Source organism: Leisingera sp. SS27 (assembly GCF_028368855.1).
Lineage (GTDB): Bacteria > Pseudomonadota > Alphaproteobacteria > Rhodobacterales > Rhodobacteraceae > Leisingera.
Map to the genome: position 1 here is coordinate 271,427 of NZ_JAQNCY010000003.1, position 12,358 is coordinate 283,784.

The window sequence follows — 12,358 nt, forward strand, 5'->3', positions numbered from 1 at the left end:
AAACTGGCCTATGGTCATCACAACGAATGCGCGTGCAAAGGCACGCGACACTTTTTTGCACCCGCAGCAACAGCACTCCAATGGCGCGTCAGATTTCTGCAAATCAGAACTGAGACAAATTGCTCCAAGGGCTTCCGGCGGTTCTTTGACAGCCCGTTGGCCGCGGCGGCAAATCGCTGGAAAATGATCGCCGCTCCGCCCTGCAGGGGGGCAGCCGAACACCCGGCAACCCGTTGCAGTTCACAGTTGTGCGGATCCTCTGTTTAAGCTGCAATCAAGCGGCCGGCAAACGTCTGCAGCCTTTCCCGCTGAAACTGAACAAAGTCCGCCGGCGGCTGGTTGGCTTCGGCGACGCCGCGGAACGGATCTTCGACATTGCTCTGGATTCCTGCCATCGTTGCGATCACCTCATGGGCGCAGAAGGGCACAACCGCCTCGGCATAGCCGCCTTCATGCACCGCGACCAGTTTGCCGCCGCACAGGTCGCGCGCGGCCTTCATCACCGCGCGGGTGAGATAGGCGAATGTGCCGCTGTGCGCGGTCATCCGGCTGAGCGGATCGAAGTTATTGGCATCAAGCCCGCAGGCCACGATGATCAGATCCGGATTGAATTCGTAGAGCGCGGGCAGCACCAGAAGCTCCATCGCATCGGCATAAGACTGGTGGCCGGCCCCCGACAGCAGTTCAACGTTGAGATTGCAGCCGGTGCCGGCGCCGGACCCGCGCTCCTCGCCCCGGCCGGAGCCCGGCGGGAAGCAGCTTTGCTGGTGGATCGAGATTGTGAAGACGTCGTCACGTTCATAGAAGATGTCCTGGGTGCCGTTACCGTGATGCACATCCCAGTCGAGCACCGCGACCCGGCCCAGCCCTTTTTCAGCCTTGGCGGCCTCGATGGCGATCGGAATGTTGGCGAGCAGGCAGAAGCCCATGGAGCCTTCGCGCCCGGCGTGGTGCCCCGGCGGGCGCGACAGCGCATAGGCGTTCTGATAGGTGCCGTCCAGCACATCAAAAACCGCCTGCCGTGCCAGGCCGGCTGACAGTGCGGCAATTTCGTAGCTGCCTGCACCAAAGGGCGAGAATACTCCGGCGTTGCCGCCGCCCGCATCGCTGAGCGCCTTGAAGCGTTCGATATAGCCGCCGCTGTGTACCCGCGCCATTTCGCATTCGGTGACGGGCCGGGCGGACTGCACACCCAGCTGGGCTGTCAGTCCGGACACATCCATCAGCGACTTAAGCCGCCGTTTGGATTCCGGCGATTCCGCGTGGCCGGCGCCTGCGGGCGGCTGCACCCAGCCCCCCACCGGCATGATCAGCGCGTGTTCGCCAGTGGTATGCCACAGGCAATGTTCGTCAAAGTAAAATCCTGTACCCGGCATTTTCGTCTCTCCTCGATGTGCAGGTTTCAGAAGCGCAGCGTTGCGTTCAGCAGCGCGGTGAACTGGTCGTTGCGGCCGCCGCCAAACAGGGTGCCGCCGCCGTCATAGGTGTCGTAACGCAGCTCTGGCCGGATCCGCAGCGCGGGAGTTGCTTGCCATTCCAGCCCCGCCGTCACCGCATAGACATTGCCGCCGGTAGCGCCATTGGCGGCCCACTGGATGTTGGCGGCGTTGTCGTCGCGGAACCACTCGGCGCGCCCGTTCAGATGCAGATTGTCCGCAAGCTTGTAACGGGCCTGGGCATTGAGGCCGTACCATTCGCTTTTTCGGGTGATCGCGCCGGGCGCCGGAATATCGCCGCCCTCCTGAAAGCCGTAGTTGGCCTCAAAAGCCAGGGACAGATCAGGGTTCACCTGATGGCCAACCGTCAGATAGGCGGCGGCGCGGTCAAGCCGCTCATCCGTGGAGCTGAGCGCGATATAGGCGGAACCTCCGCGGGCCGGGCCATAGGCGTCGCCCTCGCCGTCGCCATAGACCGCTTCGAAATCGACCCAGGTCCGGAAATCCGCACTGCGCCAGCGCAGCGCGCCGATCAGCGTCGGGCGGCTGTCTTCCACTGTGCTCCAGCCGGTCACGGCGCCCAGCTCAAACCCCCAGAGCCCGGCCCCTTCGCGCGTGGGCAGGCGCGAGCTGATCAGAACACCGGTATGTGTGCCCGGCCCGTGCTGCAGGCTGTAGGTATGGGTCGAAAACCAGTTGGGCGGGGTGAACGGCAGGCCGATTTCCTTGCCGGAAACCGGCGACAGGAAGTTGCCCGCCAGAACCGTGGTGCCGCCCAGCACCGGCAGATAGACCTCAGCATAGGCCTGCGGGAAGGCCAGCTTGTTGTCATTGTCCAGATCGGAGGTGAAATCGTCAAACCCAGCAGTGCGGAAGAAGTCGGAATCCCGCCCGTAAGTTGCCGTGACGTTGAAGCCGAACTCCACCTGGCCGCCGCGCGGCCCCGGAAAAGGGCCAACCCGGGCAATGACGCCTTGAGGGCGGCCGGCCAGCGGGCCCGGGCAGCTGATACCGCGGCAGAACACCAATCCCAGCTGGTTGAGGTTCAGCCCTTTCTCGCCGGAGAAAAACGCACCGTTGCCGAGCGACCCGTCCGCGCCAGTGCTGGACGCGGTGATTGCGGTGGCATCCACCCAGCCCAGGACACCGATACGGTGGTTCTTTTCCAGGCTGCCGCCCGCGATGCTGCGGAACAAAGAGCCGTAGGCATCCGGCGGCGGAGCATCCTCTGCGCGGGTTGCGGCAGGCAGCAGCGATCCGGCCAGCCAAGCGGCCAGCATCAAACTCTTCTTCATTTTTCCCCTCCTGAAGGTGTGGTCTTGCGGGCCGCTTCAGACGGCCCTTCTGGTGTTGGGGAGCAGGCGGTCCAGCAGGCCGCTCAGCCCCCTCGGCGCCATCAGCATCACCGCAACCGCGATGACGCCGAGGGCAATCTGGCTCCAGCCGGGATAGGCAGCGAGCCCCTCCCGCAGGAGTACGAACAGCAGCGCGCCCAGCACCGGGCCGCGGATGGTCCCAAGCCCCCCGATCACGCAGATGAAGATCGCATTCACTGTCCAGTTGATGTCGAAGGCGGCAACCGGCGAGACATAAAGCGTGCCAAGAAAGCTGATTGCCCCGGCCATTCCGCAGCCTGCCGCAGAGAGCACAAAGATGGTCCCTTTGATCCGCCTGGTCTTTACCCCCAGCGAACGGGCGGCGGTTTCGTCATCGCGCATCGCATGGACATGCAGTCCATAGGGGCTTTGCTGCAGCCGCCACAGGCCCAGGCACAGCCCCGCGGCCAGTGCCAGCGCAAACCAATGCGCCGAGGCGGGCAGCCAGCTGGTGTCGATCCGCCGCGCCGCATAAAGCGGCAAGCCGGACGAGGCTCCGAAGTAGTCCAGGCGGCTGACAGCGATCTTGACGATCTCCGCCGCCACCCACATGCCGATGGCGAAATAAACCTCGCGCAGGCGGAACAGCACCGGGGTCAGGGCAAGCGCCAGCAGCGCCGCCCCGGCCCCGGCCAACGGGACCATGATGTAGGGAGAGACAGGCAGGTCCCGTGTGACGGCAAACAAAAGGTACGCCCCGGCGGCGACAAATGCGTGGTGGCCAAGCGACAGCAGGCCGCCGTAGCCCGCCAGCAGGTTCCAGCTTTGGGCAATTGCCAGCAGCACCAGCATTTCAGTCAGCAGCGCCAGCCCGCCGACATCCAGCAGCGCTGGCGCCGCGGCGAGGGCTGCAAAAATCACAACAGCAAGGGCCCGGGTCATCGTGTCACCGCCTTTCCGGCAAGCCCCTGCGGGCGGATGAGAAGGAAGACCAGCAGCAGAAGGTGCCCGTAGAGCAGCCCCGATGCCGGATCGAAGTAGAAACCCGCCACATGCACCAGCGCTAGGGCGATGCCGCCAAGGTAGCTGGCCCAGATCGAGCCAAGCCCGCCGATCACGATCACTTCAAAGGCGATCAGAAGCCGCTCGGCGCCGGAAAACGGCGTGATCGAACTGCGCGAGGCCAGCAGCATGCCCGCGAGTGCCGCACAGGCGGCTGAGACCGCCATGGCGACGGCAAAGATGCGGCGGCGGCGGATGGCGAAAAGCGCCACGGTTTCCGCATCATCGGAGGTTGCGCGGACGGCCCGGCCCAGCCGGGTCTTGCGCAGCACCAGATGCAACCCGCCGAACAGAGCCAGCGACAGCAGGAAGATACCAAGCGGCAGCCAGCCGATCGTCTGGCCGGCAATAGTGAGATTGGCGGTCTTGACCGCGCCCAGGTCGATGCTGCGGCTGTTGGCTCCGTAGAGGCCGACCATGGCATTCTGCATCACCACCGAAAGGCCGAAAGTGACCAGCAGCGCAGGCATCGGGTCCGGGCTCAGCACCCGGTTCAGCAGTTGTGCCTGCAGCAGCCAGCCGAAGGCGAAGGCGCCCGCGCAGACCAGCGGCATCAGCAGCAGGGGGCTGACCGGCCAGTCCGCGCTGAGGGTGAACAGCGCCAGTGCGCCGGCAATGGCCAGCTCGCCGTGGGCAATATTGGCAATCCGCATGACGCCGAAGATCAGCGACAGCCCCAGCCCGAACAGCGCATAGAGCCCGCCCAGGAACAGACCGTTCATCAGGATTTCGATGGCTGCATTCATTGGTTCTCTCCGAAATAGGCCTGGCTCACCTGTTCGATACAGGCGCCATCCGAAGCACCCGCCAGCGACACTTGCCCGCCAAGCATGCAGTAGAAGCGGTCAGAGGCCGCCAGCGCCCTGCGGATATCCTGTTCGACCAGCACAATGGTGGTGCCGCGCGCCTTGAGGCCGGACAGGGCCTCGTACACCCGGTCCACAATCACCGGCGCCAGCCCGAGGGAGGCCTCATCCACCAGCAAAAGCTCCGGGTTGGTCATCAGCGCGCGGCCGATGGCCACCATTTGCTGCTGGCCGCCCGACAACAGCCCGGCGGGCCGCTGCGCCATTGGCGCGATCTCACTGAACAGCTCGAGTACCCGCGGCAGGGTCCAGTGGCCGCGCCGTCCGACATCACCGCCGATCATCAGGTTTTCCGCGACTGTCAGGCTGGGAAACAGCCGGCGGCCTTCCGGCACCATGGCGATGCCGCGCCGTGCCAGCGCGCCGGGGTCCTGTGCCAGAATGTCCTGCCCGGCAAAGGTCAGCTGTCCGGCTTCGCGTGTGCCCAGCCCGGCAATTGCGCGCAGCAGCGTGGTCTTGCCAGCGCCATTGGCACCGATCAGCGCGACGGTCTCCCCCTTGCCCACATGGGCATCAATCCCGAACAGGGCCTGAAAATCGCCGTGGCGGGCGGTCAGTTTCTGCATCTGCAACAGGGTCATGCCGCCGCCCCCAGATAAAGCGCACGCACCTGCGGATCGGCGGCAACGACCTCCGGGCGGTCTTCGATCAGCTTGCGCCCCAGCGCCAGCATCATGATCCTGTCGGACGCCTCCTGCAGCGCGTGGGCGATATGCTCAATCCACAGGACCGCGAAGCCCGCCTCCTTCAGGCGCTTGACCAGTGCCACCATCTCGGCGGTTTCCTGATCAGTCAGCCCGCCGGACACCTCGTCCAGCAGGATCACCTTGGGATCGGAGGCCAGCGCCTTGGCCAGCTCCAGCCGCTTGCGGTCCAAGAGCCGCAGCGCGGTGCCAGGACTGGTGCGGTGCGGTCCCAGGCCGGTGATCTCCAGTATCTCCTCCACCCGTGCCCTTGCGTCCTTGGGTGCAATACCGTGGCTGGCGTGCTGCGCCAGATACAGGGTGTCGCTGACACTGAGCGACGCAAAGGCGCGCGGCACCTGAAAGGCACGCGCCAGCCCGGCGCGCACCCGCCCGGCGGTATCGAACCCGGTGACATCGCGCCCGGCCACGCGGACCGATCCGCCATCGGCACGTGTGACATCGGTCAGCAGATCAAAGAACGTGCTCTTGCCCGCCCCATTGGCCCCCATGATGCCGAGGCAGCTGCCGGGTTCCACGGTGACCGAGACATCCTCGATCACCCGCAGGCCGCCAAACGCCTTGCTGAGATTTCGCGCGTCCAGCATGGCTCAGACCTTGGGCAAGGCGATGGTTTCGCTTTCGGCGCGGATGCCGGGTGCGAGGGTGTTCTCGGTGATCACCAGCTCAAACGCATGCTTGCCCGAGGACTTGCGCCACTGGCCGCCTGCCAGCTGCGTTTTGGCCACATTGCGGATCGGGCTGGAGGCAAAATCCACCGGCCCCACAACCGTATCCAGTTTTGTCGCGGCAAACACGTCGCGCACCGCCGCCCGGTCCTTGGGCGCGCCGGACTGCACCAGAGCGTTCAGGCCTACTTCGAACAGTGCGTGGCTGTAGCCCAGCGTTTGCACCCATTGCGCATTGCTGTCCGCCTCCCAGGCGCCGGCCAGCTCGCGGGCATTTTGCCCTGTGAAGGAGGAGGCAAAGGGCACATTCGGGGTCCACCAGACCTCTGTTGTCATGCCGTCGCCACGCGCGCCCATCGCCTCAATCGCCTGCGGAAACAGGAAGGCCGCGGCAAAGGTGCAGGCCTTGGGTGTGTAGCCCGCCTGGCCCGCCTGGTTCCAGAAGGTGATCCAGTGCGGCGGGAAGCCAAAGCCGGTCACGATATCGGCCTCCGCCTCGCGGAAACGGCTGACCTGGGCGGAATAGTCATCCGCATCGATCTTGAACATGCCGCCGTCGGTGCGCGAATAGCCGCCCCGTTCGATAAAGCCCGGCAGCCCCATGGCGGGATCGGCAAAGGCCTGCCCGACCGGATTGTCGAGGTAGAAGTCGCCGACGGTCCTGTTTGTGTCGATCTGGTCCCAGAGCCGCACAAAAGTGCTCATCGCGTCATCCGCGCCCCAGAAGAAGTGGAACGTCCAGGGAAAGCCCTGTTCGGGGTTGGAGCCGCGCGGGAACATCCAGGCCTGCCAGGGCTGCATGGTGCTCATCGTCGGGATGCCGTGGATATCGGCGATCTCGCCCAATGCGACCGCCGCATCCCCGTCGTTGATCAGCAGCATGTCGACCTGGTCGCGCAGGATCAGCTCATTGCCGGCAGAGATTGAGCGGTTCATGTTGGACTGGTTGTCCTTCACGATGATCTCCACCTCATGAGCGCTGCCACCGGCGTTCAGCCCGCCTTCCAGCTGCTTGCGGATGGTGCTGACCATCCATTGGTCCGAGGTCCCGAAGGAGGCGCGCGGCCCGCTCAGCGGCGAGATGAAGCCGATCCGCACCTTTTTGGAAGCCGCAGTTGCAATGGACGGCATCGCCAGTGCGCCGGTTGCGGCAACAGTTCCGGCCAGGAAACCGCGGCGGCTGAATGATGAATGTCTGGTCATGGTGATCCTCCCTTTTCCAAAACGGTAGGGAAGGCGCCCCGGTACAAACATAGTGCATATGCACCATGCCTGTGCTGGGGTCCCGAGATCACGAAAGCGGTCAGAGCCGGACGGCAAGGCGACGGAGTTTCAGCGGGACAGGCCTGCGGTGTTGCAGCGCCGCGATGCCTAACGCGGCAGGCTGCCCGCCAGGCGCAGCAGCTCAACTTTGCTGTGCACACCTGTCTTCCGGTAGATGGAAGCTGCCTGATTCCGCACGGTATTAACCGAGACGCCAGCCGCTTCGGCAATTGCCCGCATGGTCGCTCCGGAAATCAGCAGCTCCGCCACTTGGCGCTCCTTTGGCGAAAGACCGGTTAAGGGGCTGACAGGCTGCGCGGAGACCAGCCACAGATCTGCCGAGTACCGGGCGCGGCTGAAAGTTGTCCCCGAGGCAGCGGTGGTCACCGGCTGCCCGGCCAGCTTCCGCAGCTTCTCCGTCTGCTTCTGCCCGGGTTCAAGCCCGGCTTTCACCGCGGCACCAAAACCGGAGGAGCATAGAAACAGCTCCCCCTCATGGTCCAGAAGCGCCCACTCGTTGCCGGGATCCACCCGCAATCCGAGGTCAAGCTGCAGGCACATCGACAACGCCTGTTCCAGATGCCTCAGGATGGCCAGGAAATCTGTTGTCTCTGTGTCGGTGAAGGCTGGTTTCTGACCATGCCGGTAGAGCGACATGAAGAAATTGAATGGCCCCTCGCGCACCTTGCAATGACCGTTCAGCATCTGGGTCAGGTCGAACTCCCCGGCAAAAATCTTGAACCCGGGATCTGTCACCGCATCCTCAACCGACAAAGACCGGGCATAGCGTTTCAGAGAGCGGCCCGTGCGGACGAAAGGATCATTCACCAGATGCGCCTTGACCTTGGGTTCGAACCCCTCCGGCAGGCCGCTGACCATCGTGTGCACCATGGCGATCTTGCCGCCGCGGAACACGGACCAGCCCCACCAGGCGGAATCAAACACCGTGATCCCGCGCATCAGCCCGATCATGTGCTGCTGAAAATTCAGTGGCGTATGGGTGTTGGCCTTGTCCATCAGGCTCAGCACAAATTCACTCAAATCATAGCGGTTCATCAGGTCCGGGTATCCCGCGCCAAGCTGCAAAACACATAGTGCATATGCACTATACATCGCCACTCTTTCCCTGACTAGCGTTGCTGCCAGCGCCCCGGAACGATCCGGGGCAAGCGCAAACGCAAGGGAGGATTGCACCATGACTGCTACGCTGAAAGACGTGATCGCCGCCAAGTCGCGCCAGTTTGAGGCGGATTTCGCTGCCGGCGACATCGCCGCGCTGGTGGAGGGCTATTATACATCCGATCCCGTGGTGATCGGCCAGGGGGTTGGAACCTTTTCCGGGCGCGATGGCGCCTCGGCCTATTTCCTTGGCGCCGTGCAGGACATGAAAACGGCGCTGCTTACCACCACGTCCGTGCAGCAAGAGGGCAGCAGCGCCATTGAAACAGGCCGGGTGGTACTGACGCCGCGGGCCGAAGGCGCAGGTGAGATCCATCTGGCCTATGTGGTGGTCTGGCAGAACGGCGAAGACGGCTGGAAGGTCCATATGGACTATTTCATGCCCGCCGCCTGATCCGCTGGCAAGGAGAACATCCCATGGCATTTGAGATGACAATCGGCGGTGCGCCCGCGCCTGCGGCCGCCCGCTTTGATGTGGCAAACCCGGCAGGCGGGCTGGCAGGCCAGGCGCCGAACGGAACGCTGGCGGATCTGGATCGGGCCGTCACCGCCGCGCAGGAGGCTTTCGCCAGCTGGTCGCAGCTCCCGGATGGCGAGCGGCAGCGTTACTGCGAGGCCGTGACAGCGAAGATTGCGGACCATTCAGAAGAACTCGCGCAGCTGATCACGGCGGAACAGGGTAAACCGCTCAACGGGCTTGGATCACGGTTTGAAATGGGCGGCGCGCAGGCCTGGGCTGGCTGCACCGCGGGCCTGTCACTGCCCGTCAAAGTGTTACAGGACAACGCGGAGGGCAGGGTCGAGCTGCACCGGAAACCTCTGGGCGTCGTCGGATCGATCACGCCGTGGAACTACCCGGTGATGATCGCGGTGTGGCATATCCTGCCTGCGCTGCGCACCGGCAATACGGTGGTGATCAAGCCGTCGCCGCTCACTCCGCTCAGCACGCTGCGGCTGGTCGCGCTGCTGAACGATGTGCTGCCCGCAGGCGTCCTTAACTGCGTCACCGGCGACGACCGCAGTGAAAACCTGGGTGCAGCCATGTCGGCCCACCCCGGCATCCGCAAGATCGTCTTCACCGGCTCCTGCGCGACGGGAGAGAAGATCATGGCCTCAGCTGCGCCCACGATGAAGCGGCTGACATTGGAAATGGGCGGCAATGACGCGGGCATTGTGCTGCCGGACGCCGACCCCCAGGCAATCGCCGAGGGGCTGTTCTGGGGGGCCTTCATCAACAATGGGCAGACCTGTGCGGCGCTGAAACGCCTCTATGTGCACGAGGACATCCATGACGCGGTTTGCGCCGCGCTGGCAGAATTCGCCCGCGGCATTCCGGTCGGGCCGGGATCGGACGAGAACTCCATCCTCGGTCCGCTGCAAAACCCGATGCAGCACGCCAAGGTGGCCCGGCTTGTCGCCAGCGCCCGCGAAAAGGGACAGGTGCTGCTGGGCGGCAATCCCGGTGAAGGGCTGTTCTTTGAGCCGACCATCATCGCAGGCCTCGCCAACGGCGATGCGCTGGTGGATGAGGAACAGTTCGGCCCGGCCCTGCCGGTGATCAAATACCGCGATGTGGAAGAGGCGGTAGCCGCCGCCAACGACAGCCCCAACGGGCTGGGCGGGTCGGTCTGGTCCAGCGACATTGCCAGGGCGCGCCGCGTCGCGGCACGGCTGGAATGCGGTTCTGTCTGGATCAACAAGCACGGTGCGATCCAGCCCAACGCGCCCTTTGGCGGGGTGAAATCCTCCGGTCTCGGTGTGGAGTTCGGCGAGGAGGGGCTGGCGGAATACACCGATATCCAGGTGGTGTTCGCCTGAACCGGCGGCCGGGGCTGCGGTCCCGGCCTTATCCGGCGCTGTCGTAACGCTCCCGCGCCGACAGGATTTCCGGCTGTTTCGCCACTGCCCAGGCGGCCATGGCGCCAATGGGTTCGAACAGCGACCTGCCCAGATCTGTGATGGCATAATCAACCCGCGGCGGCACCACCGGAGTGACCCTGCGCGCCACCAGCCCGTCCCGCTCCAGCTGCCGCAGGGTCTGGGTCAGCATCCGCTGCGAGACATCCGGGATCGCCCGCTGAATCTCGGAAAACCGGTATTCCCCCTCCCGCAGCAGCAGGATCACCAGCAGGCTCCACTTGCCGCTGATCTGCGCCAGTACGGTCCGGATCGGGCACAGATCCAGCCCCAGCTCCCGTTCGATCTCTTCACGACGCTTCATGGATTTCCTTGGTTACTAAAAAGTGCCTACTTCTGAATCGGAACTACAGTTCTTATTCGTAACTTATGAGCCCGACTCAGGCAACTGTCACGATGGAGACCACAATGACACTTCTTAAAAATGCAGCTGCAGCTGTGCTTGCCTCCGCTGCAGCAACCAGCGCCGCAGCAGGCCCGGCAGGAAACAAGGCCACAGCCGTCGCCCTGCTTGAGCAGGGCCTCGCCAAGGGGGATCGCGATTTCATCCGCGCGCATGTCGCCGAAGGCTACATCCAGCACAACCCGCAGGCCGCCGACGGGCGGGAAGGGCTGTTGGGGTTCGTTGACTTCCTGGAAACGCTGGATCCGCCCGTGCAGGTCAACCCGATCCGGGTGTTCGGAGTTGAGAACTTCGTGGTGATCCACCAGACCGCGGAATTCTTTGGCCCTAAGGTGATCATTGACCTGTTCCGCTTTGAAGACGGCAAGCTGGTTGAGCATTGGGACGCCATCCAGGAGGAGGTGACCGAAACCGCCAGCGGCCGCTCCATGACTGATGGCGCCACTGAAATCACCGATTTGGAAAAAACGGACGTCAACAAGGCACTGGTCACCGGCCTCGTCACAGACGTGCTGATGGGCGGCGACCTTGCCAGGATCGACAGCTACATCCGCGCCGATTACATGCAGCACAATCCCTATGTGCCGGACACCCGCGACGGGCTGAAGGGGTTCATCGCCTATCTGGCCGAAAACGAAATCTCCTTTGGCTACACCAAGCTGCACAACGTGGTGGCGGAAGGCAATTTCGTCATGACCCAGGCCGAAGGCATCTACGACGGCAAACCCACTGCCTTTTATGACCTGTGGCGCGTCGAGGACGGGCTGATCGCCGAGCATTGGGACGCTGTCCAGGAAATCCCTGCCGAATTCGCCCACGGCAACGGCATGTTCTGATCCCATTTTCCATTCCACATCTGCAGAAAGGATACATTATGACCATTTCCCGCCTGTTCAGCACCCTGGCTGTTCTTGCCGCAACCGCTGGCGCCGCTGCCGCGGAAACCTATAAAACCGACCCCGGCCATACTGAGGTCCGCGTCGGCTGGAGCCATGCTGGCGTGTCCATGCAGCATGGCGAATTCACCACCGTCAGCGGCACTCTGGAGCTGGATGCAGAAAGCCCGGAAACCGCCAGCGTCACCGCTGCGATCGCGGCGGACAGCTTCTTCTCCGGGGTCGAAGCGCTTGATCAGCACGCCAAGAGCCCGGATTTCCTGGACGCAGGCACCTATCCGGAAATCACCTTTGCCAGCACCGCCGTGAAACTCACCGGCAAGGACACTGCTGAGATCACCGGCGACCTGACGCTGCATGGTGTTACCAAACCGGTGGTTCTGGACGCGCGCCTGACCCATCTCGGCGCGCATCCGGTCGGCCAGTTCTTCGACTATTACAAGGGCGATTGGGTGGCCTTCTCTGCCACAGGGCAGATTGACCCGGCAGACTTTGGTGTCGGCAGCGGCATCCCGGTAGGCCAGCTGACCATAAGCATCGACACCGAACTGAAGGCTGCTGAATAAGCTGAAGATTTCTAAGCGAACCAGCACTGGTGCCTTGCCGCCGGTGCTGGATTGGATGGGCCAGCCCCGCGACCAAGGGGCA

General features: G+C 63.8%; 13 protein-coding genes. 4 read left to right on the forward strand and 9 right to left on the reverse strand.

What is annotated here, in order from left to right:
* Positions 1–263: 263 nt before the first annotated feature.
* The 8 genes from N6L27_RS09270 to N6L27_RS09305 all read right to left on the reverse strand — a co-directional run bounded on the left by N6L27_RS09270 (position 264) and on the right by N6L27_RS09305 (position 8,428).
* Positions 264–1,376 (reverse strand): class II histone deacetylase, encoded by a 1,113-nt coding sequence (locus N6L27_RS09270; RefSeq protein ID WP_271906961.1) that lies wholly within the window; start codon positions 1,374–1,376, stop codon positions 264–266.
* A 26-nt stretch (positions 1,377–1,402) separates the two neighbouring features.
* Entirely contained in the window at positions 1,403–2,731 is a 1,329-nt protein-coding gene (locus tag N6L27_RS09275) for an outer membrane beta-barrel protein (protein WP_271906962.1), read from the reverse strand.
* 36 nt (positions 2,732–2,767) lie between these two features.
* Positions 2,768–3,694: a branched-chain amino acid ABC transporter permease gene (locus N6L27_RS09280; protein ID WP_271906963.1), complete on the reverse strand. Its 927-nt coding sequence runs from the start codon at positions 3,692–3,694 to the stop codon at positions 2,768–2,770.
* On the reverse strand, positions 3,691–4,560 hold the full coding sequence (locus N6L27_RS09285) for a branched-chain amino acid ABC transporter permease (protein ID WP_271906965.1): 870 nt from the start codon (positions 4,558–4,560) through the stop codon (positions 3,691–3,693). Before N6L27_RS09285 ends, N6L27_RS09280 begins: the two co-directional genes overlap by 4 nt.
* Entirely contained in the window at positions 4,557–5,261 is a 705-nt protein-coding gene (locus N6L27_RS09290; protein WP_271906967.1) for an ABC transporter ATP-binding protein, read from the reverse strand. Before N6L27_RS09290 ends, N6L27_RS09285 begins: the two co-directional genes overlap by 4 nt.
* Entirely contained in the window at positions 5,258–5,971 is a 714-nt protein-coding gene (locus N6L27_RS09295) for an ABC transporter ATP-binding protein (protein ID WP_271906968.1), read from the reverse strand. Before N6L27_RS09295 ends, N6L27_RS09290 begins: the two co-directional genes overlap by 4 nt.
* A 3-nt stretch (positions 5,972–5,974) precedes the next feature.
* Positions 5,975–7,255, reverse strand: coding sequence for an ABC transporter substrate-binding protein (locus N6L27_RS09300; protein ID WP_271906969.1), 1,281 nt, complete (start codon positions 7,253–7,255; stop codon positions 5,975–5,977).
* A 168-nt stretch (positions 7,256–7,423) separates the two neighbouring features.
* On the reverse strand, positions 7,424–8,428 hold the full coding sequence (locus N6L27_RS09305) for a helix-turn-helix transcriptional regulator (RefSeq protein ID WP_271906970.1): 1,005 nt from the start codon (positions 8,426–8,428) through the stop codon (positions 7,424–7,426).
* An 82-nt stretch (positions 8,429–8,510) separates the two neighbouring features.
* Between N6L27_RS09305 and N6L27_RS09310 the strand changes: the two genes are divergently transcribed.
* Together N6L27_RS09310 and N6L27_RS09315 are read left to right on the forward strand one after the other, a co-directional pair.
* Positions 8,511–8,888 carry a nuclear transport factor 2 family protein gene (locus N6L27_RS09310; protein ID WP_271906971.1) on the forward strand — a complete coding sequence of 126 codons (378 nt, stop codon included), beginning with the start codon at positions 8,511–8,513 and terminating at the stop codon, positions 8,886–8,888.
* 23 nt (positions 8,889–8,911) lie between these two features.
* Positions 8,912–10,312 carry an aldehyde dehydrogenase family protein gene (locus N6L27_RS09315; RefSeq protein ID WP_271906972.1) on the forward strand — a complete coding sequence of 467 codons (1,401 nt, stop codon included), beginning with the start codon at positions 8,912–8,914 and terminating at the stop codon, positions 10,310–10,312.
* Between the two features lie 28 nt (positions 10,313–10,340).
* On the opposite strand, the gene N6L27_RS09320 is transcribed toward N6L27_RS09315, so the two are convergent.
* The gene (locus tag N6L27_RS09320; RefSeq protein ID WP_271906973.1) at positions 10,341–10,715 is read right to left on the reverse strand and encodes a winged helix-turn-helix transcriptional regulator; all 375 of its coding nucleotides are present in this window, start codon (positions 10,713–10,715) and stop codon (positions 10,341–10,343) included.
* A gap of 104 nt (positions 10,716–10,819) precedes the next feature.
* Between N6L27_RS09320 and N6L27_RS09325 the strand changes: the two genes are divergently transcribed.
* On the forward strand, positions 10,820–11,650 hold the full coding sequence (locus N6L27_RS09325; RefSeq protein ID WP_271906974.1) for a nuclear transport factor 2 family protein: 831 nt from the start codon (positions 10,820–10,822) through the stop codon (positions 11,648–11,650).
* A 38-nt stretch (positions 11,651–11,688) separates the two neighbouring features.
* The gene (locus N6L27_RS09330; protein WP_271906975.1) at positions 11,689–12,276 is read left to right on the forward strand and encodes a YceI family protein; all 588 of its coding nucleotides are present in this window, start codon (positions 11,689–11,691) and stop codon (positions 12,274–12,276) included.
* The last annotated feature ends 82 nt before the right edge of the window (positions 12,277–12,358 follow it).

Excerpts from the sequence above, each read along its gene's own strand:
- N6L27_RS09280 (WP_271906963.1), bottom strand. The coding sequence starts at position 3,694 with ATGACCCGGGCCCTTGCTGTTGTGATTTTTGCAGCCCTCGCCGCGGCG.
- N6L27_RS09320 (WP_271906973.1), bottom strand. The coding sequence starts at position 10,715 with ATGAAGCGTCGTGAAGAGATCGAACGGGAGCTGGGGCTGGATCTGTGC.
- N6L27_RS09325 (WP_271906974.1), top strand. The coding sequence starts at position 10,820 with ATGACACTTCTTAAAAATGCAGCTGCAGCTGTGCTTGCCTCCGCTGCA.
- N6L27_RS09295 (WP_271906968.1), bottom strand. The coding sequence starts at position 5,971 with ATGCTGGACGCGCGAAATCTCAGCAAGGCGTTTGGCGGCCTGCGGGTG.
- N6L27_RS09285 (WP_271906965.1), bottom strand. The coding sequence starts at position 4,560 with ATGAATGCAGCCATCGAAATCCTGATGAACGGTCTGTTCCTGGGCGGG.
- N6L27_RS09275 (WP_271906962.1), bottom strand. The coding sequence starts at position 2,731 with ATGAAGAAGAGTTTGATGCTGGCCGCTTGGCTGGCCGGATCGCTGCTG.
- N6L27_RS09330 (WP_271906975.1), top strand. The coding sequence starts at position 11,689 with ATGACCATTTCCCGCCTGTTCAGCACCCTGGCTGTTCTTGCCGCAACC.
- N6L27_RS09315 (WP_271906972.1), top strand. The coding sequence starts at position 8,912 with ATGGCATTTGAGATGACAATCGGCGGTGCGCCCGCGCCTGCGGCCGCC.
- N6L27_RS09300 (WP_271906969.1), bottom strand. The coding sequence starts at position 7,255 with ATGACCAGACATTCATCATTCAGCCGCCGCGGTTTCCTGGCCGGAACT.
- N6L27_RS09305 (WP_271906970.1), bottom strand. The coding sequence starts at position 8,428 with ATGTATAGTGCATATGCACTATGTGTTTTGCAGCTTGGCGCGGGATAC.
- N6L27_RS09290 (WP_271906967.1), bottom strand. The coding sequence starts at position 5,261 with ATGACCCTGTTGCAGATGCAGAAACTGACCGCCCGCCACGGCGATTTT.
- N6L27_RS09310 (WP_271906971.1), top strand. The coding sequence starts at position 8,511 with ATGACTGCTACGCTGAAAGACGTGATCGCCGCCAAGTCGCGCCAGTTT.
- N6L27_RS09270 (WP_271906961.1), bottom strand. The coding sequence starts at position 1,376 with ATGCCGGGTACAGGATTTTACTTTGACGAACATTGCCTGTGGCATACC.